The sequence below is a fragment of the Neobacillus rhizophilus genome (assembly GCF_018343535.1).
GTDB lineage: Bacteria > Bacillota > Bacilli > Bacillales > Cytobacillaceae > Neobacillus > Neobacillus rhizophilus.
On record NZ_JAGYPF010000001.1, the window covers coordinates 1,239,136 to 1,264,746 of the forward strand.

Here is a 25,611-nt window from a genome sequence, read left to right on the forward strand (position 1 = left end):
TCACAAGGAAGGAGAACTCTTCGATGTTTCGGTCAAAGCTCAAAACGCTTGCTTTAGCCATCTCCGGCATCGTTTTAGCGGCGTCACTTATTTTCTATCCAAAAGAATCATTTGAAGGCTCTATCCGTGGCCTTAATTTGTGGTGGGAAATCGTATTCCCTTCCCTCCTGCCTTTTTTTATTGTATCAGAAATGTTGATTGGATTTGGAGTAGTCAAGTTCATTGGGGTTCTTCTCGAACCTTTTATGAGACCGCTTTTCAAAGTTCCTGGTGTAGGAGGATTCGTCTGGGCCATGGGAATGGCATCAGGGAATCCAGCAGGCGCAAAATTTACTGCAAGAATGCGGCAAGAAGGCCACATAACACGGATTGAAGCCGAGAGACTCGTCTCCTTTACCAACTCCTCTAATCCCCTATTTATCTTTGGCGCAGTAGCTGTGGGATTTTTTCATAATACCCAATTAGGGATACTCTTAGCGGCTGCTCACTATTTGGGCAACGTATGTGTTGGAATTATGATGCGGTTTTATGGAAAGGAATCACCTGATAAAGCGAAAAACGCCAAAAAACTTAAGATTCGAGCAGCCTTATCGGCTTTGCACCAAACAAGGCTAAAGGATAACCGCCCGATTGGAAAGCTTCTTGGCGATGCTGTTACCTCTTCGATTCAAACATTATTGATGGTCGGCGGTTTTATCATCCTGTTCTCTGTCATAAATAAACTTCTTTACCATCTACATATCACGGCTGCGCTGGCAAAATTCGTGGAAATGATTTTTTCCGTGTTTAATTTTCCAGAAATGTTAAGCATACCGTTTATCTCCGGATTGTTTGAAATCACACTTGGGAGCGATCTGACCAGCAGGGTGGATGAGGCGTTATTGTTACAGAAAGCAATCATAACAAGCTTTATTTTAGCCTTTGGCGGTTTTAGTGTCCAAGCGCAGGTTGCCAGTATCTTAGCCCAGACTGACATCCGCTTTCGGCCATTCTTTATTGCGCGAATCTTCCAAGGCATTTTTGCCGGGCTCTTAACGCTCCTCTTATGGAATCCCATTTATGTGCGCTTCCAAGGCCATAATCAGCCTGCAGGCGCCCTGCCAGTATTTGGAGATGGAATATGGACAAAGGATTTTTATCATAAAATGCTGGAAACTGGCCCACTCATCACGATTTGCTCCCTATCAATATATATACTAATCTTATTTATCAAGCTAAAAGAAAGTAATATAAAAAAGAGCTAAAAATTAGCTCTTTTTTTATCTGTATTTTTTTTGCAATTCTTTTTGGACTGGAGGCGGAACAAGCCCTGAAATATCCCCTTTGTACTTTGCTGCTTCTTTCACGATGCTTGAGCTCAAAAAGGAATATTGATTATTGGTCATCATAAAAAAGGTTTCCACATGATCGTTTAAAAACCTATTCATCGAGGTAATCTGCATTTCATATTCAAAATCGGAAACAGCCCTAAGGCCCCGAAGGATTGCATTTGCGTTCACACTCTTGGCATAATCGACAAGCAGCCCGGAAAATTGATCGACAGCCACGTTAGGGATGTCCTTTGTAACTTCCTTTATCAGGTCAAGCCTTTCCTCAACAGTAAAGAGTGGATTTTTTGAGACATTATTTAATACCACAACATAAACCTTATCGAAAACCTTAGCCCCTCTGCGGATGATATCTAAATGGCCATATGTAATTGGATCAAAACTCCCCGGACAAACGGCTATACTTGCCAACTTGACTCCCCCTTATTCCCCATTAGATTTTAAATATATTGTTATAGCAATAATCCCATATTTCTCATGTTTTATCTGCGAGAACCGCCCGACAGAGGAAGGTAAATCGACATCAAAACTATGTTCACAGACAATAATTCCTTGGTCCTTAACCACATTCTCTTTATCCATTTTTTCCATTAACCTGATCAGCTCTTGAAGCTTGTACGGCGGGTCCAAGAAAATATAGTCAAACATAATTTCTCGTTTAATTAAAGCCTTAAGTGCCCTGTCTGCATCATTCCTGTATACCTCAGTTTTGTCTTCAAACCTGCATGCGCTGATATTGTCTTGGATTGTCTGAATTGCTTTGGCGTCCCTGTCGATAAATATCACTTTATCCAAGCCTCTGCTCAGTGCTTCCAAACCTAATCCTCCGCTCCCAGCAAAGAGGTCAAGCCCGGTACCCCCGTCAAAATAAGGGCCAATCATATTAAATAGGGCTCCCTTCACCTTATCTGTTGTAGGTCTTGTTGTATTACCAGGGACAGCTTTAAGAGGACGGCCTTTACAGATGCCAGAAACTACTCTCACGTGTTCACCACCACATTTTATCCAAAATTACGTTTTTTTACATCCTACCATAGGCTGCAAAATATAAACAAATTTGTCACATTAGTTTTTTCTTTTCTTACATTTTATAAAAAATTTGCGAAAAAAGGAAATTTTAAATTTCGACGTATAAGGTTTTGGGTTGTGGAAATAATGTAAGTAACAACATCAATTCGAGGATGTTGTTGCCAACCGCGGAGAAGACTTACGTTTCCCCATAAGTTCTTCCTCCGGTTTCTCCTCTCCCTTTGCCTTCTGTCCTATATCAGGATTTAGAAGGACCCTGCAAAATTTTTGCAGGGTTTTTTTCTTTTTAGGGCAAAAAAAAGATGAGATGATTCTCACCTTTTTATATCCCCATTTTATAGTCATATTCTTTTGCCTTGTCAGGTGCTGAATTTTCGTATTCCATTTTTAAAAAGGGCTTGTATGAAGGCTCTACTTTTTTCACGAACGAAAAGGATTGGAGCTTTTCTATAATTTCCTCTGCATCGTCTTGGTTACAGTACACCACAACATATTTTAGCTTTTTTGACACATAATGGACATTTCCAAAACGTCTGAGCATTTTGGCCTGTTTTAATGAATACAGCCAAACAACTAATCCTTGTCTTTGAACAAACATAATTTTTTCCCCTTCATTGCAGGCTTCTTTTTAAATAAGTCTAGCACATGAAAAGGTTTTATTTCAATCCTTACCCCTTTATCCCACATGCTCATTTTTTTAACTGCAGCCACAGCTTCCTCCGCCACCGCAGCCGCTTGAATGACCGTTATCAAAAAACGGGTTGCCGGTCGGGACTTTTATATGCTCGGAGACGGATCGACCAACATGGAGACTGATTTCATCCAAAAGGCTTTGCAAATCATTTTCCGCCAATTTAAATTCGGCTACGTTTGCGTCCAAGTCCATTTCCCGTTTATATTGACGAATTTGAGTCATCACATTTTTATAATCAGGATGGTACTTACCAAACCTTTGCACCTCTTCATAAAGGTCTTTAAGCTTCGCAAAACGCTGTATCTTTTGCTGCGTTTCACGGCTGCTTTGCATTTTATATAAACAAATCCGATAATGTTCAACAATGTCAGATTCGAGAACCATTTTTGCCAGCTGTTCAGCGTAGTCCAGTAATTCAACTCTTTCTGATGTAGCAAGCATGTACGCTCACCTCCACTGACATTTTATCACGAAAACCTCCTGAAAGCGAAAAAATCCATTTAATTAGGGGATATTTATTACAAACTCCTTTTTCAAACCGTAGGAATTATATTTTAAATCAACCACATCCAGCTTTACCTTGTGGTTCCCTGGAGAAAGATCCTTGATAATGAATACTGCCGAGGAGGCTTCGGATTTTTTCTGTCCGTCTACCCAAATGACAATTTTACCCGTTTTTTGTTTTGAATCCTCTGTCTCCCTAAAACTAATTCCCGTTAAAATGCATTCTACCAGCACTTGATTTCCTTTTGTTTCGTGTTGAACAATCAGCTCAGGTATTTCGTTTGAGATTGCCTTTGCCTCGTGAAGCATTGAGGCTCCTAAAACCCAGCACAAAATAAAACCAATGAGGATATGTTTTTTCACCAATATCACTCCTTCTCATGTTTGTATTGTTCGCCTTCTCAATATTTTTTAATCCAAACAAAAAAAGGCCACATCCAAATTTGGGTGCCCTTTGTTAATTTTGGTTTTTCATGGCTTGGAACATGGAGTACATCATTGAAGCCATTTGCACTCCATTTGTGAATTTCTCCACTTGATCGGGAATGGTTTTTTTGTAATGATGTAATGCTGCAATTTCTAATGATTGAATATCATAAGGATTTCTTGACAGTTTCCGATACCAAAGTGGCTGCTCCCGAATAAACCGTTTTAAATCCTTTTGTCCTTCTACATATTCTAAAATTTCCTTGCGCATATCCCCCACCCTTTAATTAGTCTTGTCTAAATGAAAATGGATGTTTTGGCCCTTCAGGAGGTTTTACAGGATTATTAGGTGCATTACCGCCTTGAAATTGGGAAACTAGGCCTTGGATGGCGCCAATCGCCTGGCTGATATTCTGTAGATGGGACTGCATTTGATTGGGATCCATTTTTTTGAAAATCCCCATCACATTGGACATTAAGTCCCCTTTGGCTTCTTTCTCATCTTTTACCTCCGCAGCTTCACCATCTGAACCAATTTTCTCCCAACGCTGGTCTTCTTCGCCTAATAAGTACCAGTCCTCGTATAATTCCTGCCAGGTGGCGTTTCCCTTGCGGACCTCCTTAATAATTTTTGGATTGTTTCTAACAAATTCTTTAAATTTTTCAACGGATGGGTGCAATTTCTTTTGCGTCATTATCCTCACCTCTGCCCCTATTCATTCCAATAATAAAGTATGATAAATCATAAGAAATGTGAAACGGCGAATTAGGTTCAAAACATTTATTATTAGGCACACAAGTGGTAAGATGGTCAAAGAAACGCAAATGAAAACTCGCCGATTGGCGAGGCCGATAGGACGGTTCATGAGGCATAGTTGAATTTATGCGTTAGGAAGTATAAATTTGTGAAAATTTATACTTTCCTATTAGCCAAAAAGAAAGAGGTAAAAAAATGAAACAAGAGTTACGGCAGCTTTTAGAAGATTGTATCGAGAATGGCTCGGAATCAGACTTGGAAAGTCTCGCTTCCCTATTACGGGGAGTTCAACAAAAGATTGATATGAACAGTGATACTTATATTGGCCATCTTCTCCATATGGACAGAAAAATGGACAAAAACACGTGTGAAATTACCATCCCCATTAATCCAATCATTCATAATAATTTAGACATTGTTCATGGCGGAATAACAGCCACAGTTTTGGATACGGCAATGGGTTCATTAGCAAACTATGTTTTGCCAGAAGGTTTGGGGGCTGTAACCAATCAGCTTAATATCCACTATATTGCTCCTGGAATTGGGGACACATTAAGCTGCAAGGCTGACATCATTCATCATGGCACGAAAACAATCGTCGTCTCAGGCACTGCCTACCGAAATGACGGCAAAAAAATAGCCTATGCCACTGGCACATTTTTTATCATAAATAAATAAGAAGGGGTTTAATGATAATGGTTACTGCCATTCTTATCCCGATTATTTGTTTTTATTTCTACCTGCTGACTAAAAAAGAGATGAAAGAGCACGATGAAAAATGGCTTGCTGCAGGGAATGTAAGGGAAGAAGCGATATTAACAGGTGAAATTAAAAGCATCGACGAAAGCAAGGAACGTTATTATTATCACCGTTATCTTTTGGTTCAGACAATTAAACTTCAAACTGATGCTAAAATAATCACTGCCAAAAGAATGACTCCTGTTACGAAAAACATGGAAAAATGCTTATTTACACCAGGCCATTTCATTCGTCTATATGGGAGCTGGGAAGGAAATACGTTTTTATTTAACCGATTTGAATCGAAAACTTCAAATGTCAAATAATGGTAGAGTAAGAAACTGATTTCAGAGGGATAGCCTTTCGGCTATCTCTTTTACTTTCAGTTCCTCCTTATCAAACCGTACGTGAAGTTTTCCCTCATACGGCTTTCCGACGTTCTTCTTTCTTTGGCTTTACGGAGACTAACTAGCCAATTTCACTAATAAATGACCAATTTCTTTTCGTACGTCTATTAAATTCCCATGTTTCATACGACTATTTCTTTTCTTGTTATAGAATAATGTTAGGCGTTCTAACACATACCAATCAATCCGATTAAGCCATTTCTTTGCATTAAGTGATATGAGATAGTAATTTTTGAAACCTTGTAGTTTCTTGTTTAATCCGATCACCAAGTCATGAATATCCATGTACAATTTTGCCCTTGGCTCAGTGTATGCCTTAATTTTTGCACGCATTTTCTTCATTGCGTTCTTTTTCGGGATGTGTGACATCACAAATAATGTGTAACCGCCTTTCCGACGGATTGGAAACTTCCTATTATGAAATCCTAAGAAGTCAAAACCCTCTATATCATCCCAAAGATGAACCAATCTTGATTTATCTCGATTAATTGAAAGGTCCAGTTTTCCCATTATTGCTTGAATAACTTTAATGCTTTTAAGTGCATGTTGTTTAGTGTTGCACATGATGACGAAGTCATCCGCATACCTGACCAGTTCACCTAAATGATTAAATCGCTTCTCCCAAATTTTATCCATTGTGTTTAAATAGATATTCGCTAACAGCGGGGAGATAACACCACCTTGCGGTGTTCCAGAAATCGGATTTCTAATCTTACCTTCTTCCATGATGCCCGCCTTCAGCCACTTACGAATTAGCTTTAGAACTCTGCGGTCACTGATACGTTGTTCGACCAATTTCATCAATTTATCTTGGTTGATGTTATCAAAATATCCTTGGATATCGACGTCTACTACCCAAAAACATTTCTTACTCGCTTTTCGTATCTTTGCCATGGCTTGATGAGCATTACGTTTAGGACGAAAACCAAATGAGCAATCATGAAAGTCAGCCTCAAAAATAGGTTCAATAACCATCTTAGTAGCCATTTGTGCAACTCTATCTTTAATGGTTGGGATTCCTAATGGACGTTTCTTCCCGTCATCCTTTGGTATGTAGGTTCTTAGGACTGGATTGGGATGATATCTGTTCTCTTTCAACTCTAGGTAGAGTTCGTTCAAGAACTTCTTCTCTCCGTATTCCTCGACGATATTTACAATCGATTGTCCATCTACGCCCCCACTGCCTTTCTTTCGTTTCACACGTTGCCAGGCTTCCCATAGGATATCAGGACGATAAATTTTGTCATATAAAGCATGAAATCTACGGCTAGTGTTTTCCTTGGCACAAAGATATAACGTCTTCCAGAGTTCTTGAGCTTTTACTTTATTGGTGTAGTTAGCCATTTTCTTGGCATTCACTGACTCTTACCTCCTTCCAACATATGAACGAAGTAGGGTATTGGCTTTTGCCGTCCTTCCCTAGACAATGTTATGTTGTCATTGTCATCATTGGTACTATGACCCCCTCCGACTCCCTCTCATCCATTCACCACTTCGTTTACACTTATAGGTTTCTGCTTTACTTTCGTATGAAAGTGACGAGGAGGGTATCCCCAGTTCCGTTAATTACTTTCCTAACATGTCGCTCCCCTTACCCCGAGAGATTCCTTGGTGCTGCTTTCCCAAGTTCTTCACACCTTCCATGGTCTTCGCCCATATACTCAAGGCTCGACTTCTCTTTAGCCACCGACGGTGGGTTCCTTTGACGAGACGGCAGGATTCACTTAATGTTACAACCTGTTAGTTTGCTCGCACTCTGCTAGAGAGTTACTTTGTCACAGGGCTTCAACCTTAGAGTTTCTTCACCAGTTGCCTGTCAGCTACTGAGCGTCTTGGTACTTACTCAGATTGGACTTTCACCAATTAGCAATTAACGGCTTGCTGGGCACGCAATAAAAAAGGAGAAAAATGCAGGATATACTGCTTTTTCTCCTTTTTATTGTTCTGTTTTTTGGATAAAGTTTTGCGTATAATATTTTTGATATACACCAACACCAAGATGGGTGAATTCCTTATTTAATAACGAATCCCTGTGGCCCTTGCTGTTCAGCCACCCTTCAACCGCAGCAGGCCCGTCCGTATAATTCGCGGCGATATTCTCACCAGCCGTTTTATAGGCAACCTCAGCTTTATTTAATCGATCGGCAAGACTGCCAAATTTTTTAGATGTATGTGAAAAATCATTATTCAATGCCATATCCTTACTATGGCCAAATGCTACTTCAGCCGTACTGTCGTCCCATTTTAATGGATCCAATTTGTACCTTTGCCTTAACACATTTGAAATATCAAAAATTTCTTGTTCTGCCCCTGTTTCGATCTTTTCCCACATTTCTTCGTCAGGCAGAGGCTGATCGATTAATTCACCGCGGTACACGAGCTCATATGGGCGCTGCTTGATAAACGTCTCTGCATTTAAAATGCGTACGCTTGAAAGAGTACCAGTGAATTTATCAATATAAAGCTGAAAAAAAACATCCCCCAGCTGAATGATTGGTCGAAGGTTTAAATCTGTGTCATTTAATTCAAACCGATAGTTATTCCCATTCAAATCGATATTGATATTCGTTTCGAAAAATTGAGTATTAAATATTTCTTCCACCGGCTGCCCGATCTCAAAAGGCGATATATTCAAATTTTCACCAAGGACGAAAATCGTTGCTACCTGACTATTTTCAATCCCAACTTGAACATAACGTTTAAAGTCCAAGTTATAAATATACCATTGATAGCCATATGGAGTCTCATCAATTCGCTGTGGTTCCCCTAGTTCTTTGACAATGTCCGCAGCATTTTTGCCTATCAATAAAGACAAACCTTCTTCAGGTTTTTTCAATTTATTGTTTGATTGTGAATTAGAATTTTGCTGATAAGTTTGTTCCATTTCTGATGTGCTGTCTTTCTTTATTAAAACCTTATCCTGATTTTTTTCATTTATGCCAACATAAAAGCCAATTGTGACGATTACCGCAGAAAGTACCAAAATTCTTAAAAGCGTCTTCAGAGGCTACACCCTCTCTATTACTATTTCTACCATTGTATGTACTGTTAGAATAATTATAGCATTTATATCTTTTTAAGTAATACCCGTTTTCCTAAAATGTCTGAAAATGCTTAATTAAAAAAGAAAACAGGCACCGGGGCGCCTGTTTAGAAATATTTGTCCTATAATAAATTACTATTTTAATGCTGCGCACTATTATAATTTTGTTCGGAAATTTGTGTCAAGGCCTGCTTCGCTTGATCATCCGTTAGTTCACGGATTGCAAAATCGCCAAGTGATACAATACCAATCAACTTCTCATCCTCTACAACAGGCAAACGACGAATTTGATGTTGTGCCATCAATTTTGCCGCCTCTCTAGTAGAAGCCTCTGGAGAAATAGTAATCAGGTCATTGCTCATGATTTCCTCCACTTTGGATGAGCCAGGATGCTTTTCTGCCACGCCTCTAATGACAATATCACGATCAGTAATCATTCCAACAATTTTTTCTTTATCGACAATAGGAATAGCCCCGACATTTAATTCTTTCATTTTTACAGCTACTTCATAGATATTATCTAATAGAGTACAGCAGTCTACATCATCAGTCATAATATCACGGATTTTTTCCATAAAATCGCCTCCAAAAATTATAGCTCTTTTCGTAAATTAGAATATCCAGCCATAATGGATTTATTCGTTATATGATTTCGTTGCAAGTTACAGAAATTTCATCTATTATTAAATTGAATTAATCTTGCTTTATTACCAAATAATGAATACAGGCAAGCGTTTCTAGGAGGGATTTATTTATGAAATTCGAAAACACTGGAATTGAGGAGTTAAAAGCAGACATAAACCGGCTTGATGACGTAATGCAACAGCATGGTTTAGTGCGCGCAGGACAATGGGATTATGAACGCGTTACATACGACAAAAAGTTTGAACTAAGAGAGGGAGTATTTTACCTTCGGATTCAAGGCTATTCGGTTGAAGGAGATGTAGATACCTTCAAAGCTGTAATACAATTGATGACTCCTTTGTTAGGAAAACATTATTACCCGCACGGTGTTGAATACGGTGAAGGCGAAACCTTCCCTGCATCACTTGTGAATCAATGTAAAAAAATTATCGAAGATATCAAAAACGAAATCAGCAAATTTGCTGTATAATGCTGAAAAAGCCGCATGAATGTTAATCATGCGGCTTTTTTGATCTTATAAACCTAAAATCGCTTTTATCATGGAAGTCGTTTCCCCGCCTCGGTAAAATACATATAAAAGCAGGTAGACAACTACTCCGGTAGCGGCTGTAAAAAACCAGACGATGCTGGTAATGGGGCCAAGGCGGCGATGGAAAGAGAGTTTATTTTTATAACCTGAATTAAGAGACAATATCCCCAAAACTGCTCCTACCGTGGCCAAGGTAATATGAAAAATCAAAAATACAGTATAGTATATTTTGATATTATCTGGTCCTCCAAACGATGTGTTCCCAATGAAAATAGTTCTAGATGCATAAATAATAAAGAAAATAAGAGCAAAAATAGCTGCAAAAAACATAGTCCGTTTGTGAGCTTCCAATTTTCTTTGCTTAATCTGCCACCAACCGATGGCAACTGTAATCCCGCTTAAAACAATAAAAGTGGTACTAATCGTGGGTAAAATTGGTATCGAATCCATGCATAAATCCTCTCTTTTTGTATATTCTCCTCTTATAGTAGAGTAAACCTTCCTAAACTTCAACCAAAAGAAAAAGAGGTTGTCGTTCGGACAGCCTCTATTTAATGAGCGATGGATTTAATTTTTGATTTAAATCGCGCTCTGTTTCTGCTTGGTCCTTACGATACCATTCAAAAAAGACGCGGAAAAGGATTACCCCATAAATGATTTCCTGCATAATCTTCATCAATACGCCGCCAAGCTGTTGGTCATGGATTAAGGACATCGAACTAAACAGCTCTGGACCGCTCAAATTTAAACTTTCAAAATTGGCAGTACCCACACACAGGCTCATCACTTTGCCCCATACATGCGGATCAGAATAGGTGGCATAAATAGGTGTTTCAGCAAAGATAATCAAAGCGCAGGCAGGTGTTAAGAGAATCCCATCAGCAAAAATATAACCAACCTTTTTTAGACCACTTAGGGTTTGATGCTCAGGAAGCTGATTAATTAATGGCCACCACATAAAAATGGCAACTACAAACAATAGAATCGAATAGCCTGCATGCAGCCATATATTTTGCATGACATGATCAAAAATTATTGGAACATGGTAAAACGAAAATAACCCGTTAAAGATTAATAGAGCCATAAGTGGTCTAGTGAAAAACTTAAAGAGAGACTTAAATACTTCGATGCGCAAAACCGCTCTCCACAGCCATGCAGGTACACCCAAAATGAATAAAGGCGGAACAATTAAGACAAGTGCAGCCATCTGTATCATATGAATATAAAACATTAAATGGGCCATTAAGTCCAATGGAGATCCTTTAATAGCATACAAAAGAATCATTGAGGTAAGAAATAAAGCCCCTTGCTGCTTTGTTAAGCGCAAACTGTCCTGGAAACGGTGTCTAAATCTTGTGGTTAGAAGAAAAAATCCTCCTGTCAAAACAATCATAATCAATAAAAAGTACGGGCTCCATAGCGCTTGAAAACCAAATATATCCAAGGTAAGCACTGCAATATCACCTCAAAATTAATTAAAGAATCATCAACTTTATTATACCCTTGGCCTTTGGGATAGGCAAAGAAATGATGCTGCATATGTTTTCCAATTACTAAAAAAGAAAATCGGCTTAAAAGCCGATTTTCCTTTTAACTCCTACCACCAGATAATGGTCGAAAATGCCCAAATCATAACCAAGCCAACAAATAATCCTGAAAAAAGGAATAATGTTGGGGCCTCATGGCCTTTATGACTCATATGCATAAAATAAAACAATTGGAAGACTACTTGCACCGCAGCCAAAAGAACGATAAATGGTATTGTAAACCACGCTGTAAATCCTTTAGCAGCTACAGCAGCAAAAGCAACCAATGTTAAGAAAATCATCAAAGCAAATGAAATGACTTGATATCTCATCTCTTCCGCACTTTTACGGCGGCGATATTCAAGGTCAACTCTTGGGTTCCCTGAATTTAATTGTTGATTTGCCATCAGTTTATCCCACCATTCCCATTAAATATACAACAGTAAAGATGAATACCCATACAACGTCAATAAAGTGCCAATATAAACTAAATACATAGAATTTTGGCGCATTGTACAAGTTTAAGCCACGTTTTGCATTACGGAACATTAACGATAAGCACCAAGCTAATCCAAAAGCAACGTGTGCTCCGTGGAAGCCAACCAAGGTATAGAAGGCAGATCCAAAGGCGCTGCTGGTAAATTTATGGCCTAAATGGACATAATGGTTAAACTCATAAACTTCTAGTCCTAAGAACCCGAATCCTAATAAAGCAGTAAGCCCTAACCACACCATCATTTTTTTGAAAGCAAAATTTTTCATGTGGTAAATTGCGTAAACACTTGTTAAAGAGCTTGTCAATAACAGCATCGTTGCCACGAATGTCAACGGAAGTTCAAATAAATCCTTGGCCAGCGGCTGAGAAGTATTTGGCACCTTATCCTTTAATGAAAGGTAAGTGGCGAAGAGAGAGGCGAAAAGCACAGTCTCTCCCCCTAAGAATAACCAAAAACCTAAAAATTTATTTTTCGCTTCAAGGGTTGATTTCTCCGGCTCTGCAGGCCAAGTTTCATAAGTTAATTTTTCTTCAGCGTGCATTATGCCTTAACCCCCTTATTATCATCTTCGTTCATTAATTCTTCTTTATGAATATGGAAACCATGGTCGTCTTTAACAGACCGTAATAACATGGAACCAAATGTTACGAGCAGACCAATAAACAAGACTGGCAATGCCCATCCCTTATCATCTACATGGTACATAGCACCAAAAGCGGCGATGAAAAGACCAAGCGATGTTGTAAATGGCAAGAAAGAAGAGTTTGGCATATGAATATCACCAAGCGGCTCAGCAGGAGTCATTTCTTTCTTTCCTTCCATTTTTTCTATCCAATAAGCATCCAAACCGCGAACAAGTGGAAGCTGCTTAAAGTTATAGAACGGCGGTGGAGATGGAATAGACCACTCTAATGTACGTCCGTCACCCCAAGGGTCATTTCCAACTCTAACATTTTTAACAGATGTCACAATAATGTTGATTAATAGGACAATAACACCGACAGACATGAAGGCAGCTCCTATGGAACTGATCATGTTTGAGGTTTCAAAGCCCTGACCTGGCAGATAGGTAAATACGCGGCGAGGCATACCCCATAGACCAAGGAAGTGCTGGATAAAGAATGTCATATGGAATCCGATAAAGAAAGTCCAGAACGTAATCTTACCCATTGTTTCATTTAACATTGTTCCAAACATTTTTGGCCAATACAGATGTGTACCAGCTAAAAGCGCTAAGACTACCCCACCAACAATAACATAGTGGAAGTGGGCAACAACGAAATATGTGTCATGGTATTGATAGTCAGCAGCAGCAGAAGCAAGCATTATCCCTGTTACTCCACCCATAACAAATGTAGGTATAAAAGCAAACGCATAGTGCATTGGAGTTGTAAATTTAACACTTCCGCCCCACATGGTGAACAGCCAGTTAAAAATCTTAATACCTGTCGGCACCCCAATTGCCATCGTAGCTACAGCGAAGATAGCATTTGCTACCGGACCAAGTCCTGTTGTAAACATATGGTGCGCCCAAACCATGAATCCTAAGAAACCGATTAGGACTGTTGCAAACACCATAGACGAATAACCAAATAAACGTTTTCTTGAGAACATTGCAAAGATTTCCGAGAAAATACCGAAAGCTGGCAAGATCAAGATATATACTTCCGGGTGACCAAAAATCCAGAATAAGTGTTCCCAAATTACGGTATTACCACCTTGTGCAACTTCAAAGAAATTAGCTCCAAATAAACGGTCAAACATCATTAATACTAATCCCACTGTTAATGGAGGGAATGCAAAAAGAATAAGTGCTGACGTTACAAATGTTGTCCAAGTAAACAACGGCATCCGCATATAGGTCATTCCAGGCGCACGCATGTTAATGATCGTTACAAGGAAGTTAATACCACCAATCAACGTACCTAAACCAGAAATCTGTAAACCTAGAACATAGAAATCAACACCATGTCCTTTGGAGTGTATAGCGAGAGATGCATAAGAAGTCCAACCAGCATCTGGCGCTCCTCCTAAGAACCATGAAAGGTTTAGAAAAATACCACCAAAGAAGAACAACCAAAACCCTAATGCGTTCACATAAGGAAAAGCTACGTCACGAGCTCCTATCTGGAGTGGCATAACGGCATTCATGAACGCGAACACAAGCGGCATGGCAGCTAAGAAAATCATTGTTGTTCCGTGCATTGTAATGATTTCATTAAATGCACCGGCGCTTACAAAATCATTGTTAGGAACTGCAAGCTGGATACGGATAAAGACAGCTTCAATACCGCCAATTAAGAAGAAAAATCCACCTGCAATCAGATATAGGATGGCGATTTTTTTATGGTCAACTGTTGTTAAAAAGTCCCATAAAGTTGCACCGAATCCCTTTTTTTGAGCATAGGTACTCACGTTTTTACCTCCCTTTCAACCAAATCCCCTATTAGTCCTGAACCTTTAAGCCCATCAGATATTCTGCTAAAGCATTTAGCTGATCTTCCGTCATTTGCGGATACTTACCAGTCATAGTGTTGCCTGGCTTATAGGTTTCTGGATTACGAATCCAATTTTTTACTTCTTCCTTATTATGGTCCAAAATACCAGCAACACGTGATCTTTCGCCAAAGTTTGAAAGGTTCGGCGCGATACGGGCTGTTTCCGGCATTTTGTTTTCAGGTGTTACAGCATGACAGCCAATACAGCTTTTATTGAAAATATCCTGGCCTTGCTGTGCTAAAGCAGTTTGGGCTTTTTCAGGCGCTTTGACGCTCTGCATATCTTTCACCCAAGCATTGAAATCGTCTTTGCTCATTGCTTTTACTTTAAAGTCCATTAAAGCATGGGATGGTCCGCAAAGTTCAGCACATTTTCCATAGAAAAGATTTCCTGCTTCATTAGATTTTTCTGCATCAAACTCTAACCAAAATTTATTAATATTGTCTGTATTCGTATCAAGTTTTCCGCCTACAGCCGGAATCCAGAAGGAGTGTTTAACGTCCATGGATTTCAAACTGAAATATACTTTTTCATCAGTTGGTACTACTAGTTCTTGGCTGGTTACAATCTTTTGTTTAGGATATTCGAAATCCCACCAATATAAATGGGAACGAACATTAACTACAACTGCTTTAGAGTTTTTGTCATCCATTGTTTTAACATCCGCAAGCTTAAATGTTGCGGAAACAGTTGGAACAGCTAGAACCAAAAGCAAAAGAATCGGAATAACGGTCCAAATAATTTCTAATTTATGACTTCCTTCCACCTGTTTAGGTATCCTGTCATCCTTCCTTCTAAAACGGAAAAAGACGATAACAAAAACTAACATAACTACAATAATAACGCCAACCATAATTATCGTACTTAGCCCCATCAAATCGTACTGGATGTCAGCAACTTCACCGGCTGGAGTTAATGTGGATAAATATGGTTTACCACAACCGGAAAGTACAAGCGCTACTATCGCAAACAGCGAGAATAAACGCCAATTTGCAAGCCTTTTCATGCTTAATCAAACCCCTCTTTCACTCTTAGTTTATTATTTTTTTGATTGATCAAAGAAGTATGTACGACCCCTTTCCCGAAAGAAATTACTTCAGGAAAGATACGTCAGCAAAACTAGATTAATGTAACTATAACCATCGCCACAAAAATAATAGTCAAATATTGCAATGAGTAAACAAACATTAGTTTTGCCCACTTTATGTCATCTTTGATCTTATATCCATAAATCCCTAATGCCAGCCAGCCGAGATTTAAGACGGTGGCAAGAATTAGAAATGGGATTCCTAATTTAGTAAGAAAAAATGGGATTGGCAAAAGTGCTGTAACCCAGAGTACAATGTGAATTTTTGTGGTTTTAAACCCTTTTACTACCGGAAGCATTGGGATGTTCGCAGCTTTATACTCCTTCACCCTTCTCATCGCCAAAGCATAGAAATGAGGCGGCTGCCAAACAAACATTAAAACAAATAATGCCCATGCCATGACATCAAGATTTGCATCTACTGCAGCCCAGCCAATCAACGGTGGTACAGCCCCGGAAATACTGCCAATGATGGTATTAGAGACAAGCTGTCTTTTTGACCATAGTGTATATAAGAAAACATAACTAAAAACTCCAAGCAGTCCTATTACTGTTGCAGTTATCGTTGTAAACAATAAAAACAGTGTTCCCAGTCCTATAAGTAAAATACCTAACCCCAAAACTTTTACCGGCACCACTTTCCCGGTAACTGTAGGTCTAGATTTTGTTCTTTCCATTAAGTGATCGATATCCCGGTCAACGTAATTGTTTATTGCACAGGAACCAGCAACGATTAAAGCTGAACCCGCCACTGTAAAGAAGACAATATCTAAATTATTCAAAAAGCTAAGGCCGGAAAAATGCAATGCAAGCCAAAGACCTGTAAAGACAGTGATCAGATTGGAATTAACGATTCCAATTTTGATAAGGGCCATAAAGTCTTTCCAAACGGATGTTTTTTCTGAAACAGAATCCAGGCTTGTTGCACCATTTCCAATGGCAGCCTTTGAGTTGGACATTTAATTTCTCCTCCTGATTCTTAATACTGACCTTTATCACTTGATGAAGCATACCCTCTTTATGTATACCGTGATTTTAATAACACTTTCTCTGTATATTAAATCACACTTTCAAGAATTTTTGTGAACTTTTTTTGAATAATTTTTGACTAATTTGTGACCAAAAAAAATTTCTTCTTATATTCCCATTGTTCAGACCATTAAAGTTTTGTAAAAAAATAAAAAAGAAGTCTTTTATGTATTTATTTCAACAGGCAGAACATAGGATTGTTGAATTAAGACTGCGTATGCAAACCCTGTCGATCCTCTTGAAAATTTCATCCCTCTATAGTTCTAACAGACTACACCTTAAGTTTCAACGTTTTTCACTATAATAATAGTGATAAATTAACATTATCCATTTTTAAAGAAAACTCGCCGATTGGCGAGCCCCTAAGGGCGAAGACAGAGGCGTAGTTGCACTTATGCGTTAAGAAAGTATAAAGCTTTCGAAAGAAAGTTTATACTTTCTTATTAGCCAAAAAAAATCCTTTAAGAAACTAGGCTGAAATTCTGTTCTTTTTTTGGATAATTCGTTATGATGTATAAGTACTTTTAATCTTGCTTCTTTTTTTATCCATTATACTGTCAAGATTTTTTTTTGACAAATTATTGAACTTTAGTTAGAGGTGAAATTTTTTGCGACGCTCTTTGAAGTGGTTGGCTGTTGCCACCACCATTGGAATGATACTTATTTTACTCGGCGGGGCACTCGTTACCAAAACGGGTTCAGGAATGGGCTGCGGCAGATCTTGGCCATTATGCCACGGCAAAATTCTGCCTTCGGACATTACACCGGAACTTATTATTGAACTTGCCCACCGGCTTGTTTCAGGTGCTGTCGGCATGATGGTATTAATATTGTCCGTTTGGTCTTGGAAGGCAATCGGACATATAAGGGAAACAAAATTTCTTTCCTTTCTGTCTTTTTTCTTTCTGCTGCTCCAGGGGTTAATTGGGGCTGCGGCAGTAAAATGGGGACAATCCGATTTCGTCCTGGCTTTACATTTCGGTATTTCTCTTATTTCATTTGCGGCTGTTTTCTTATTAACGCTGCTCATTTTTGAAATCGATAAAAAGTTCGCCGCTGAGAAACTCTACATTGATAAACGGATGGGTTTCCATATTATTGGCGTTACCATTTATAGTTATATCGTCATTTACACCGGCGCCCTTGTCCGTCATACAAAATCAAGCCTAGTCTGCAGGGATTGGCCATTTTGTCTAAACGATTCTCCCGGACTTCCAACCAATCTATACGAGTGGGTGCAAATGGGCCACCGAACGGCCGCGGGCTTGATTTTTCTCTGGATCCTTTACATTACTGTGCTCGCTGTCCGTCATTATAAGCACCAGAGAGTCCTGTATTGGGGCTGGATTATTTCGTTTATATTGGTATCATTGCAAGTAACCGCAGGCGCATTTATCATTTTCAGCCGCCTAAACCTTTACATTGCCTTGCTGCATGCATTTTTTATTACCTGTTTATTTGGTCTCTTAAGCTATTTTGTCCTTTTATATTCAAGGTCAAAAAGGAACTTTCAATAAAAAAAGGCTGTCTCGAGTTGAGACAGCCTTTTTCTTACGCTTTAACTAGTTCAATCAAGAGGTCACTGGTTTGGATAGAGTCACCGTTTAATGCATAAATGTCTTTTACGACTCCGGAAAATGGTGCTTGAACGGTCGTTTCCATCTTCATTGCTTCTGTAATCATCAAATGATCACCACGTTCGACCTTTTCGCCCTTCTCTACCAATACTTTTATAACTGTTCCAGGCATCGAGGCGGAAATATGGTTTTCATTTTTCGGATCCCCTTTAAGTCTAGAGACAACCTTTGCTTTAATACTCTCATCTTTTATAACCACTTCACGAGGCTGGCCATTTAATTCAAAATATATGACTCTTGTCCCGTCTGCCTGCGGCTGACCAATCGAAACTAGTTTCACAATGAGCGTTTTTCCTGTTTCGATTTCTACTTCAATTTCTTCGCCCAAGCGCATTCCATACAAGAAGGTTGGAGTATCAAGAACGGAAATATCCCCATACAGCTCTGTTGTTTTAGCATATTCCATAAACACCTTTGGATAAAGGGCATACGAAATAATTTCAAAATCAGTTACCTGTCTTCCCAATTCCTCATAAAGCTCTTCTTGTAACGAATTAAAATCAATTGGTTCAAGCAGTTCTCCAGGTCGCACTTCCAAAGGCTTCTTGCCCTTTAAAATCACCTTCTGCAGCTCCTCAGGGAATCCGCCATGCGGTTGACCTAAATAACCTTCAAACAATTCAACAACTGAATCAGGGAAATCGAGCGAATTTCCTTTTAATATGACGTCTTCCTCATTTAAGTCATTTTGCACCATGAATAACGCCATATCGCCAACAACCTTTGAGGATGGGGTTACCTTGACAATATCGCCAAACATTTGGTTAACACGGGAGTACATTTCCTTAACTTCATCCCAGCGCTCGCCAAGCCCGACTGCCTTTGCCTGCTGCTGAAGGTTGCTGTATTGTCCTCCTGGCATTTCATGCTGATAAATTTCCGAATGCGGCGACATCATTCCGGACTCAAAATCTTGATAATATTTGCGGACATCCTCCCAATAATGGGATAGCTTTTCTAGAGCATCGATGTTTACATCAGGCTTTCGCTGATTGCCTTCTAAAGCGTAATAAAGGGAGTTACCACTCGGCTGGGATGTTAACCCTGCCATTGTACTCATGGCAACATCGACAATATCTACACCTCCATCGATTGCACGGGCATAAGTATAAATCCCATTACCACTAGTATCATGAGTATGAAGGTGGATTGGTATATCGATTGTCGCTTTTAATTCTGACACCAGCCGGTAAGCAGCTTCTGGCTTCAATAGGCCTGCCATATCCTTTATGCCAAGAATATGGGCACCTTGATTTTCAAGCTCTTTGGCGAGGTTTTTATAATATTCAAGATTGTATTTCGTTCTCGTTGGGTCCAATATATCCCCAGTATAACAAATGGAGGCTTCGGCGATCTTTCCGGTCTGCCTTACAGCGTCGATAGCCACTTCCATTCCCTTGATCCAGTTTAAGCTGTCAAAAATTCGAAACACATCTATCCCAGCCGACGCCGATTGCGTAACAAATTCCCTGATCAAATTGTCAGGATAGTTTTTATACCCAACAGCATTTGCTCCGCGAATTAACATTTGGAACAGAACATTCGGAATCTTTTCGCGAAGATTCAAGAGTCGGTCCCAAGGGTCTTCCTTAAGGAACCGGTAGGCCACGTCAAACGTAGCTCCTCCCCACATTTCAAAAGAAAATAGCTCCGGCAATAGCTTTGCTGTCGGTTCGGCGATATGAGCGATATCAGTTGTGCGCATCCGTGTTGCCAGCAATGATTGATGGGCATCTCGGAAAGTTGTGTCAGTTAAAAGCACCTGCTTTTGGTCTTTTACCCACTGGACGAGGCCATCTGCTCCTTGCTTTTCTAAAATTTGTTTAGTCCCTTCTTTATATGCTAAATCATATGGCAGAGAAGGAATTCGCGGCTTAGAAAAAACGGGTCTTTTCTTTTTTTCCACGCCCGGAAAACCATTTACTGTGACAGTGCCGATATAGGACAGCATTTTTGTTCCCCTGTCTTTACGGACTGGGAAAATAAACAGCTCTGGTGTTGTATCAATAAAGGAGGTATCATACTTGCCGTTTAGGAACAATTCGTGTTTCACAACGTTTTCTAAAAATGGAATATTCGTTTTGATTCCTCTTATCCTGAATTCCTGCAAATTACGAACCATTTTTGCAGCGGCCTGTTCAAACGTCAATGCCCATGTGGAAAGCTTCACTAATAAAGAATCATAGTAAGGAGTAATGACTGCGCCTTGAAATCCATTCCCGGCATCCAGTCGTACGCCAAAACCACCGCCAGAGCGGTACGCCATAATTTTACCGGTATCAGGCATAAAGTTATTTAACGGGTCTTCTGTTGTAACCCTGGATTGAATAGCATATCCATATAAAAGAATCTTTTCTTGTTCTGGTATCCCAATTAAAGGCCCATGCAGTTCATGTCCTTCTGCAACTAAAATCTGTGTCTGGACAATATCGATACCTGTTACCATTTCCGTAATGGTATGCTCCACTTGAACACGGGGGTTTACCTCAATAAAATAAAAATCATTCTCCGAAACTAGAAATTCCACTGTTCCTGCATTGATGTAATTGACATTTTTCATTAATTTTACAGCCGCATCACAAATCCGCTTTCTTAACTCAGCAGTAAGGGAGACGCTTGGAGCAATCTCGACCACCTTTTGGTGGCGCCGCTGGACAGAGCAATCCCTGTCAAAAAGATGAACGATATTTCCTTCTTTATCTCCAATAATCTGAACCTCAATATGTTTTGGTTTTTCAATTAATTTTTCCAGATAAACATCATCGTTTCCGAAGGCTGCCTTTGCTTCTGATTTAGCCCGTTCAAATGCTTCACGAACTTCTTCGCGGCTTCTGACAATTCTCATTCCTCGTCCACCGCCGCCAAGCGCTGCTTTGATGATGATTGGGAAGCTATGTTCTTCGGCAAATTCCAGCACTTCCTCAACACTGTTAACAGGTCCACCGCTCCCTGGTATAACTGGTATTCCCGCCAGTTCAGCCTGGTAACGGGCTTTTACCTTATCGCCAAACATATCTAAATGTTTAGAAGCAGGACCGATAAACACGATCCCTTCTTCCTCGCAGCGTCTGGCAAAGTGGATATTCTCCGACAAAAACCCATAGCCCGGATGAATGGCGTCTGCACCACTTCTTTTAGCAATCCCAATGATTCCTTCAATATCTAGATAGGCATCAATTGGTTTCTTCCCTTCGCCCACTAAATATGCCTCATCTGCTTTATAGCGATGATAAGAGCCGGAATCCTCCTTAGAATAAATCGCAACAGTTCGAATATTCAGTTCAGTACAGGCGCGAAAAACCCTAATTGCAATTTCCCCACGGTTTGCAACCAATATTTTATTTATTTGTCTTGCCACATAAAACACCTCAATCTATGTATTTTTAAAAATGCGGGAGGCTGATAATCAGCCCCCTCATTTTTATTTCATATAAATAACTTTTCCATTACCGCTTTGCACTTTAGTATCAGCTGTTTGTTTTTTTGTTTTATATTTTTTCTCATATTTAACAAACATAGAAACGTTCACAAGGATTCCCATTGCCGCAGCCAGCATTAACAAGGAGGAACCTCCATAGCTGATGAACGGCAGCGGAACACCTGTTAACGGAATAACCCCAGATATCCCGCCAAGATTAATAAAGGTTTGAATCCCAATCATACTTGAAATCCCAATCGCAAGGAGACTACCGAAGGGGTCCTTACATTGTAAGCCGATATAAATCCCACGCAAAACAATATAAGCTAGTAACAGAATGACAAAGCCTACACCCCAGATTCCTAATTCTTCGGCAATTACCGCCATAATAAAGTCAGTATGAGATTCCGGCAAATAGCCTAGCTTTTGAATGCTTTTACCTAGCCCCAAACCATTTATTCCGCCCTGTCCTATTGCAATAAAGGAATTTGCAAGGTGAAATCCAGCGTTTTGGGCATCAGCAAACGGATCACCCCAAGATGAGAATCGTTCAAGCCGTTTTTCAGAAAAGATAAAACCCTTAGCCGCAATAAAAAGAGGCAGGATAATGATTAAAGCCATCACAAGCAGTTTCCCGATCGTTTTATAATTCATTCCAGAACTAAAAATGACCATGCCGGCAATGAGCGCAATGATGCTCGCTGTGCCGTAATCAGGCTGAAGAGCAATTAATACACAAACAATAAAAAGAAAGAAAATTGGAGGAAGTACCCCTTTGTTAAATTGGTTTATATAATCCTGCTTCTTCGAATAAACAGCTGCCAAATAAATGATAATAGCCAGTTTCACAAATTCAGAAGGCTGAAATTTAAAACCACCAATCTGATACCAGCTTTGTGCACCACCTGCGACAGTACCAAATACGAAAAGTCCCAATAAAGTGATAAGGGAGGTCAGAACAATAAATACCATTACTTGCGTAAACTTCATAATTTTATACGGAATGATAGCTGTAAAAAGGAAGATGCAAGCAAACAATAGCAGCCACATTTTTTGCTTTTGATAAAAATAATCACTTGGCACATCATACCTTTGGACGGCCCAAGCCATGCTGGAGCTATAGATCATGATTAATCCAAAAGTACATAAAAGTATAATGGTAATGATTAGGGAATAATCATATGATTTCAATATTTTCTTTACCATGCTTACATCCTCATTTTCAATTTAGGTTTATATCATTCTATTATAATCGAAATTTCATGTTATGACTTGATGAAACAATTATTTGTTACAAGATTTTAATAGAGAAAATTCAGAAAAGTGAGGTAAAAAATATTAACTCTATATATAACAAAAAACTCAAACAATCGCAAGCATTGTTTGAGTCCTTTTGCGTTATTTTTTTATGGATGCATCGTGAAGCACAGATAGTTCTCGTTCCAATTGATCTAAAATCGCTTTCCCATCCTTGCTATCTATTAAGCCCAATCTTACCGCAAAGTCTATTTCTCTAGATAGGCCAAACATTTGAGTATCCAACACCTCTTCATAAAGAGGGCATTGAGGCATCGTGAGATTGTCCATTTGCACTTTGATAAGCTTTAATATTTTTTCAGCGTCTGCCTGCAATAAGGCAAAAGCTTTTTCCTGGTGATTCACGATCATTTCAGACGCCAACATTGATCCCCCCATTTCAGAGCGAATATTCAACTTATCTATAAATTTTACCTTTTGCAGCGGAAAATTGCAAGAACAATGAGGCTTAGCTGCCGCTCGATTGAATAATTATGACTTTCGAGCAGAAAAAGGCTATACTTAGTAATGTAAATGGAAACTCGCCGATTGGCGAGTCCGTTAGGACGAAGACAGAGGCGTAGTTGAATTTATGCGTTAAGAAGGCATAAAATTTAGGGAAATTTTATGCTTTCTTATTAGCTAAAAAGGAGGATTGACAATGGAACGCATTATCAATATTACAGGTAAAGTAAAATATCCAATCACACTTGACCCAAGTGTTTGGATTTTCGATGATCGCCGGCTTGATTTAACTACTCATTTTTCAACTGAAAAAGATAATACCGATTCTACGGAAGCATATACAAAAGCCGTGTCAAAGCACTGGGACCGTGAAATTATGGAAGGAGCCGTCTTCCCTCCGACATTAAAAACAGAGCGCATATATGAAAAACAAAAGATGCTAACCGGAACCTTTGGAATTCTGTTTAAACCATTTCTGAAAAATTCCGAGCCGGAAAGCACTGCCAGAGCGCTTGTAATTGAAACAGAAGATGATAATTATGAGCTGCCTTTAAATGAGGCCTATGAACTGATTTTGGGCTTCTCAGATAAAGGCAAGCAGCTATCCGCTGATGGTCCTGTTCACGTTTATTTTGGGGACGGCTCAAACCAGCAAAACCCTATTAAAAAAGTAACAAGTTTTATCGTAAAATAGGACGGGCAATCTTGCCCGTTTTTACTTACAATAAATCCGCGGCCAGTCGTGCCAATCCCGACCTTTCCCCTTTTAATAGTTTCACATGACCGGAAATGACTTGATTTTTAAATTTCTCCACGACATAGGTTAAACCGTTATTATAAGCATCAAGATATGGATGATCAATCTGCTCCGGATCCCCCATTAAAACTATCTTACTGTCCTCTCCAACCCTGGTTATAATCGTTTTCACTTCATGTTTGGTCAGATTCTGCGCCTCATCGATAATAATAAATTGCTTAGGAAGACTCCTTCCCCGAATATAAGTTAGTGCCTCCACCTCAATGGATCCCATACCAGCTAAGATTGCATCCAGTTCCCCAGGTTTTTTTGTATTAAACAGAAATTCCAAATTATCATAAATTGGCTGCATCCACGGCCGCAGCTTTTCCTGTTTTTCACCTGGCAAAAAGCCTAAATCCTTGCCGACAGGAACAATCGGCCGGGCTACGAGCAGTTTTTTATATTCGTGAAAATCTTCTGTCTGCATAAGTCCAGCGGCTAATGCCAGCAAGGTTTTTCCTGTTCCTGCTTTGCCGATTAAAGTTACTAGCGGGATATCTTTTCGCAGCAACAATTCGATTGCCATTGTTTGCTGTACATTCCGCGAATGAATTCCCCAAACATGTTCTTGGTTCAGCGCTAGCTTCTTGACCTTCTTGGCCGTTATATTAACCATCCCAATCGCCGAGGCCGAGCTGCCGAGGGCATCCTTTAATATCAGAAATTGGTTTGGATAAAAGGTATAATTCGTAATTTCTGATAGTAGAAGTTCTCCTTTCTCATAATAACGGTTTAACAGGTCTTTTGGGATATAGACCTCAAGAAATCCCGTATATAAAGAATCAACTTCCACCACCCTGTCATTTAGAAAATCCTCTGCAGATAGACCGATGGCATCCGCTTTTACTCTTACTAATGCATCCTTGCTGACTAGAATAACAGGTTTCCCATTCTCCTTTGTTTGTTCCTCTAAAAACAAATTCTTTGCAACCGCAAGAATTCTATTATCATTCGTTTTTTCAACAAAAATATCTTGAAGCTCATGAAATGATCGGTGATTTAGCTCAATTCTGATGGTTCCCCCATTTTCGAGCGGGATTCTTTCATGGAGCTTTCCCGAGGCTCTGAGACCATCAATTAATCTTGATACATGCCTAGCGTTTCTACCAATTTCATCCATGTACCTTTTCTTTGAGTCCACTTCTTCGAGTACGACTGCAGGAATAACTACTTCATTATCTTGAAAGGAAAAAATGGAATACGGGTCTTGTAATAAGACGTTTGTATCTAACACGTATATTTTACTCAAAGCGACGCC

At 39.4% G+C, this 25,611-nt stretch carries 27 protein-coding genes; 6 read left to right on the top strand and 21 right to left on the bottom strand.

Annotated features, from left to right (window positions below; all coding sequences use genetic code 11):
* Nucleotides 1-23 precede the first annotated feature (23 nt).
* Nucleotides 24-1,244 carry a dipicolinic acid transporter SpoVV gene (gene spoVV, locus KHA99_RS05755; RefSeq protein WP_213116918.1) on the top strand — a complete coding sequence of 407 codons (1,221 nt, stop codon included), beginning with the start codon at nt 24-26 and terminating at the stop codon, nt 1,242-1,244.
* A 15-nt stretch (nt 1,245-1,259) separates the two neighbouring features.
* On the opposite strand, the gene coaD is transcribed toward spoVV, so the two are convergent.
* The 7 genes from coaD to KHA99_RS05790 form a co-directional block, all read right to left on the bottom strand.
* Complete coding sequence (coaD, locus tag KHA99_RS05760; protein ID WP_213116442.1) at nt 1,260-1,739, bottom strand: pantetheine-phosphate adenylyltransferase; 480 nt, start codon at nt 1,737-1,739, stop codon at nt 1,260-1,262.
* A 12-nt stretch (nt 1,740-1,751) separates the two neighbouring features.
* The gene (gene rsmD, locus KHA99_RS05765) at nt 1,752-2,312 is read right to left on the bottom strand and encodes a 16S rRNA (guanine(966)-N(2))-methyltransferase RsmD (RefSeq protein WP_213116443.1); all 561 of its coding nucleotides are present in this window, start codon (nt 2,310-2,312) and stop codon (nt 1,752-1,754) included.
* A 367-nt stretch (nt 2,313-2,679) separates the two neighbouring features.
* A complete protein-coding gene (locus tag KHA99_RS05770; RefSeq protein ID WP_213116444.1) occupies nt 2,680-2,955 on the bottom strand; it encodes a YlbG family protein in 276 nt (91 codons plus the stop codon).
* Between the two features lie 99 nt (nt 2,956-3,054).
* Nucleotides 3,055-3,492 (bottom strand): YlbF/YmcA family competence regulator, encoded by a 438-nt coding sequence (locus KHA99_RS05775; protein ID WP_213116445.1) that lies wholly within the window; start codon nt 3,490-3,492, stop codon nt 3,055-3,057.
* Between the two features lie 63 nt (nt 3,493-3,555).
* Nucleotides 3,556-3,918, bottom strand: coding sequence for a hypothetical protein (locus tag KHA99_RS05780; protein WP_213116446.1), 363 nt, complete (start codon nt 3,916-3,918; stop codon nt 3,556-3,558).
* 94 nt (nt 3,919-4,012) lie between these two features.
* On the bottom strand, nt 4,013-4,252 hold the full coding sequence (locus KHA99_RS05785; RefSeq protein WP_213116447.1) for a YlbE-like family protein: 240 nt from the start codon (nt 4,250-4,252) through the stop codon (nt 4,013-4,015).
* Nucleotides 4,253-4,268: 16 nt separating this feature from the next.
* The gene (locus KHA99_RS05790; RefSeq protein ID WP_213116448.1) at nt 4,269-4,676 is read right to left on the bottom strand and encodes a YlbD family protein; all 408 of its coding nucleotides are present in this window, start codon (nt 4,674-4,676) and stop codon (nt 4,269-4,271) included.
* Between the two features lie 257 nt (nt 4,677-4,933).
* Here KHA99_RS05790 and KHA99_RS05795 point away from each other — a divergent pair, with 257 nt between their 5' ends.
* Entirely contained in the window at nt 4,934-5,416 is a 483-nt protein-coding gene (locus tag KHA99_RS05795) for a PaaI family thioesterase (protein WP_213116449.1), read from the top strand.
* Nucleotides 5,417-5,427: 11 nt separating this feature from the next.
* The gene (locus tag KHA99_RS05800; protein ID WP_249366433.1) at nt 5,428-5,802 is read left to right on the top strand and encodes a hypothetical protein; all 375 of its coding nucleotides are present in this window, start codon (nt 5,428-5,430) and stop codon (nt 5,800-5,802) included.
* Between the two features lie 138 nt (nt 5,803-5,940).
* Here the strand turns inward: KHA99_RS05800 and ltrA are convergent, their stop codons facing one another.
* From ltrA to KHA99_RS05815, 3 genes are all read right to left on the bottom strand, one after another.
* Nucleotides 5,941-7,242 carry a group II intron reverse transcriptase/maturase gene (gene ltrA / locus KHA99_RS05805; protein ID WP_213116059.1) on the bottom strand — a complete coding sequence of 434 codons (1,302 nt, stop codon included), beginning with the start codon at nt 7,240-7,242 and terminating at the stop codon, nt 5,941-5,943.
* A 577-nt stretch (nt 7,243-7,819) separates the two neighbouring features.
* Nucleotides 7,820-8,866 carry a CAP domain-containing protein gene (locus KHA99_RS05810; protein ID WP_307851988.1) on the bottom strand — a complete coding sequence of 349 codons (1,047 nt, stop codon included), beginning with the start codon at nt 8,864-8,866 and terminating at the stop codon, nt 7,820-7,822.
* A 200-nt stretch (nt 8,867-9,066) separates the two neighbouring features.
* Entirely contained in the window at nt 9,067-9,501 is a 435-nt protein-coding gene (locus tag KHA99_RS05815) for a CBS domain-containing protein (protein ID WP_213116450.1), read from the bottom strand.
* Between the two features lie 179 nt (nt 9,502-9,680).
* On the opposite strand from KHA99_RS05815, the gene KHA99_RS05820 reads away from it, so the two are divergent.
* Entirely contained in the window at nt 9,681-10,040 is a 360-nt protein-coding gene (locus KHA99_RS05820) for a YugN family protein (RefSeq protein ID WP_213116451.1), read from the top strand.
* Between the two features lie 45 nt (nt 10,041-10,085).
* Here the strand turns inward: KHA99_RS05820 and KHA99_RS05825 are convergent, their stop codons facing one another.
* The 7 genes from KHA99_RS05825 to cyoE form a co-directional block, all read right to left on the bottom strand.
* Nucleotides 10,086-10,550, bottom strand: a complete 465-nt coding sequence (locus tag KHA99_RS05825; protein WP_213116452.1) for a DUF420 domain-containing protein — start codon at nt 10,548-10,550, stop codon at nt 10,086-10,088.
* A gap of 97 nt (nt 10,551-10,647) precedes the next feature.
* Entirely contained in the window at nt 10,648-11,553 is a 906-nt protein-coding gene (gene ctaG / locus KHA99_RS05830) for a cytochrome c oxidase assembly factor CtaG (protein ID WP_213116453.1), read from the bottom strand.
* Between the two features lie 144 nt (nt 11,554-11,697).
* Nucleotides 11,698-12,033 carry a cytochrome c oxidase subunit IVB gene (gene ctaF, locus KHA99_RS05835; protein WP_213116454.1) on the bottom strand — a complete coding sequence of 112 codons (336 nt, stop codon included), beginning with the start codon at nt 12,031-12,033 and terminating at the stop codon, nt 11,698-11,700.
* Between the two features lie 4 nt (nt 12,034-12,037).
* Nucleotides 12,038-12,664 (bottom strand): cytochrome (ubi)quinol oxidase subunit III, encoded by a 627-nt coding sequence (locus tag KHA99_RS05840; protein WP_213116455.1) that lies wholly within the window; start codon nt 12,662-12,664, stop codon nt 12,038-12,040.
* Nucleotides 12,664-14,538 carry a cytochrome c oxidase subunit I gene (gene ctaD, locus KHA99_RS05845; protein WP_213116456.1) on the bottom strand — a complete coding sequence of 625 codons (1,875 nt, stop codon included), beginning with the start codon at nt 14,536-14,538 and terminating at the stop codon, nt 12,664-12,666. The genes KHA99_RS05840 and ctaD overlap by 1 nt, the downstream gene beginning before the upstream one ends.
* Nucleotides 14,539-14,569: 31 nt before the next feature.
* The gene (gene coxB / locus KHA99_RS05850) at nt 14,570-15,628 is read right to left on the bottom strand and encodes a cytochrome c oxidase subunit II (RefSeq protein ID WP_213116457.1); all 1,059 of its coding nucleotides are present in this window, start codon (nt 15,626-15,628) and stop codon (nt 14,570-14,572) included.
* A gap of 113 nt (nt 15,629-15,741) precedes the next feature.
* On the bottom strand, nt 15,742-16,668 hold the full coding sequence (cyoE, locus tag KHA99_RS05855; protein WP_213116458.1) for a heme o synthase: 927 nt from the start codon (nt 16,666-16,668) through the stop codon (nt 15,742-15,744).
* A gap of 678 nt (nt 16,669-17,346) precedes the next feature.
* Between cyoE and KHA99_RS05860 the strand changes: the two genes are divergently transcribed.
* Nucleotides 17,347-18,255 (top strand): COX15/CtaA family protein, encoded by a 909-nt coding sequence (locus tag KHA99_RS05860; RefSeq protein ID WP_213116459.1) that lies wholly within the window; start codon nt 17,347-17,349, stop codon nt 18,253-18,255.
* Nucleotides 18,256-18,289: 34 nt separating this feature from the next.
* Here KHA99_RS05860 and pyc read toward each other — a convergent pair whose 3' ends face one another.
* The 3 genes from pyc to KHA99_RS05875 form a co-directional block, all read right to left on the bottom strand.
* A complete protein-coding gene (pyc, locus tag KHA99_RS05865; RefSeq protein WP_213116460.1) occupies nt 18,290-21,733 on the bottom strand; it encodes a pyruvate carboxylase in 3,444 nt (1,147 codons plus the stop codon).
* Between the two features lie 63 nt (nt 21,734-21,796).
* Nucleotides 21,797-22,999 (bottom strand): putative lipid II flippase FtsW, encoded by a 1,203-nt coding sequence (ftsW, locus tag KHA99_RS05870; protein WP_213116461.1) that lies wholly within the window; start codon nt 22,997-22,999, stop codon nt 21,797-21,799.
* A 192-nt stretch (nt 23,000-23,191) separates the two neighbouring features.
* Nucleotides 23,192-23,473, bottom strand: a complete 282-nt coding sequence (locus KHA99_RS05875; protein ID WP_213116462.1) for an Fpa/YlaN family protein — start codon at nt 23,471-23,473, stop codon at nt 23,192-23,194.
* Nucleotides 23,474-23,750: 277 nt separating this feature from the next.
* Here KHA99_RS05875 and KHA99_RS05880 point away from each other — a divergent pair, with 277 nt between their 5' ends.
* Entirely contained in the window at nt 23,751-24,248 is a 498-nt protein-coding gene (locus KHA99_RS05880) for a peptidyl-prolyl cis-trans isomerase (protein ID WP_213116463.1), read from the top strand.
* A 25-nt stretch (nt 24,249-24,273) separates the two neighbouring features.
* Here KHA99_RS05880 and KHA99_RS05885 read toward each other — a convergent pair whose 3' ends face one another.
* Nucleotides 24,274-25,602, bottom strand: a complete 1,329-nt coding sequence (locus KHA99_RS05885) for a PhoH family protein (RefSeq protein WP_213116464.1) — start codon at nt 25,600-25,602, stop codon at nt 24,274-24,276.
* Nucleotides 25,603-25,611 lie beyond the last annotated feature (9 nt).

Bases quoted from the DNA above. Each gene is read 5' to 3' on its own strand.
- spoVV (WP_213116918.1), top strand. From the start codon at position 24: ATGTTTCGGTCAAAGCTCAAAACGCTTGCTTTAGCCATCTCCGGCATC.
- KHA99_RS05770 (WP_213116444.1), bottom strand. From the start codon at position 2,955: ATGTTTGTTCAAAGACAAGGATTAGTTGTTTGGCTGTATTCATTAAAA.
- KHA99_RS05775 (WP_213116445.1), bottom strand. From the start codon at position 3,492: ATGCTTGCTACATCAGAAAGAGTTGAATTACTGGACTACGCTGAACAG.
- KHA99_RS05785 (WP_213116447.1), bottom strand. From the start codon at position 4,252: ATGCGCAAGGAAATTTTAGAATATGTAGAAGGACAAAAGGATTTAAAA.
- KHA99_RS05790 (WP_213116448.1), bottom strand. From the start codon at position 4,676: ATGACGCAAAAGAAATTGCACCCATCCGTTGAAAAATTTAAAGAATTT.
- KHA99_RS05795 (WP_213116449.1), top strand. From the start codon at position 4,934: ATGAAACAAGAGTTACGGCAGCTTTTAGAAGATTGTATCGAGAATGGC.
- KHA99_RS05800 (WP_249366433.1), top strand. From the start codon at position 5,428: ATGATAATGGTTACTGCCATTCTTATCCCGATTATTTGTTTTTATTTC.
- KHA99_RS05815 (WP_213116450.1), bottom strand. From the start codon at position 9,501: ATGGAAAAAATCCGTGATATTATGACTGATGATGTAGACTGCTGTACT.
- KHA99_RS05820 (WP_213116451.1), top strand. From the start codon at position 9,681: ATGAAATTCGAAAACACTGGAATTGAGGAGTTAAAAGCAGACATAAAC.
- KHA99_RS05825 (WP_213116452.1), bottom strand. From the start codon at position 10,550: ATGGATTCGATACCAATTTTACCCACGATTAGTACCACTTTTATTGTT.
- ctaF (WP_213116454.1), bottom strand. From the start codon at position 12,033: ATGGCAAATCAACAATTAAATTCAGGGAACCCAAGAGTTGACCTTGAA.
- KHA99_RS05840 (WP_213116455.1), bottom strand. From the start codon at position 12,664: ATGCACGCTGAAGAAAAATTAACTTATGAAACTTGGCCTGCAGAGCCG.
- coxB (WP_213116457.1), bottom strand. From the start codon at position 15,628: ATGAAAAGGCTTGCAAATTGGCGTTTATTCTCGCTGTTTGCGATAGTA.
- cyoE (WP_213116458.1), bottom strand. From the start codon at position 16,668: ATGTCCAACTCAAAGGCTGCCATTGGAAATGGTGCAACAAGCCTGGAT.
- ftsW (WP_213116461.1), bottom strand. From the start codon at position 22,999: ATGGTAAAGAAAATATTGAAATCATATGATTATTCCCTAATCATTACC.
- KHA99_RS05880 (WP_213116463.1), top strand. From the start codon at position 23,751: ATGGAACGCATTATCAATATTACAGGTAAAGTAAAATATCCAATCACA.